Annotated in this window: 1 protein-coding gene; it reads right to left on the bottom strand. The window is 73.1% G+C overall.

Going from position 1 to position 913, the window contains the following annotated elements; translation table 11 throughout:
- Positions 1-803: SURF1 family protein (locus tag FNX44_RS27225; protein ID WP_143651619.1), on the bottom strand; the 803-nt coding region annotated here is incomplete at its 3' end.
- Positions 804-913: the final 110 nt, after the last annotated feature.

Genomic DNA, 913 nt, shown 5'->3' with positions numbered 1-913 from the left:
GTGCGCGTGGGGGCGGCGGGGTTCTGGGCGATGCCCAGCTCCGCGTCCCTCGCCAGCTCCAGGTCCCGCCGGAAGAAGCGGAACCACATGAAGAGCGCGAACACCACGAACGCGAACCACTCCGCCGAGTAGCCGAGGTTCTGGAACGCCTTGAGGTCCAGGCCGGAGCCCTTGGGCAGGGCCGGCGGTACGGCCTTCAGCGGCTCCGGCAGCAGCTTCGGGTCCTGCACGGTGATCCAGGCGTCCTGGACGTCGTAGGGCACGAGGTTGACCAGGACGGCGGCACTGACCCGGCCGATGCGTCCCTCGCCGAGTCCGGTGGTGTCGCCGATCGTCTCGTTCGACTGGAGTGCGCCGGTGACCGTGGTCCGGCCGGTCGGCGGCGCCGGGACGTCGGCCGGGTCCGGGTCGCCGGGGAGCCAGCCCCGTACCACCGGCAGCGCCGAGCCGTGGTCGTCCCCGGCCCCGGGGTCGGCGTCGAGCCGCAGCAGGCTGACGACGTAGGCACCGCGTTCCCCGTCGAGGGTGCGGCCCGGGGAGAGGTACTGGTGCTCGGTGTCGTAGGTGCCGGTGGCCTCGGCGATCCGGCCGGAAGTCTGCTTGGTGACCGGCAGCAGCTCGGCGAGGGGGTCGGCGGGCTGCTGGGCGGCCTGCTCGGTCTTCCCCTGGTGGGTGCGGTGGGAGTCGACGCGGTCCTCGAAGCGGCTGAGCTGCCAGCTGCCCATGAAGAGGCAGAACGGGATGGACAGCACGACGAAGACGTTGATCGTCCACCAGCGCGGAGTCAGCAGGAACCGGTACACAGCTCAACGGTACGGGGGCGCGGGCGGCGCGCCCGTACCGACCCCCGCCAACGGGCCGCCGCCGCAGGTCGGGCGGGCGGCCGTCAGGCGGGTGGCCGTCAGGCGGGTGG

It is taken from the genome of Streptomyces alkaliterrae (assembly GCF_007097205.2).
GTDB lineage: Bacteria > Actinomycetota > Actinomycetes > Streptomycetales > Streptomycetaceae > Streptomyces > Streptomyces alkaliterrae.
The sequence above is the reverse complement of the archived record's forward strand: the minus strand, read 5'-3'. Positions and strand labels throughout refer to the sequence as shown.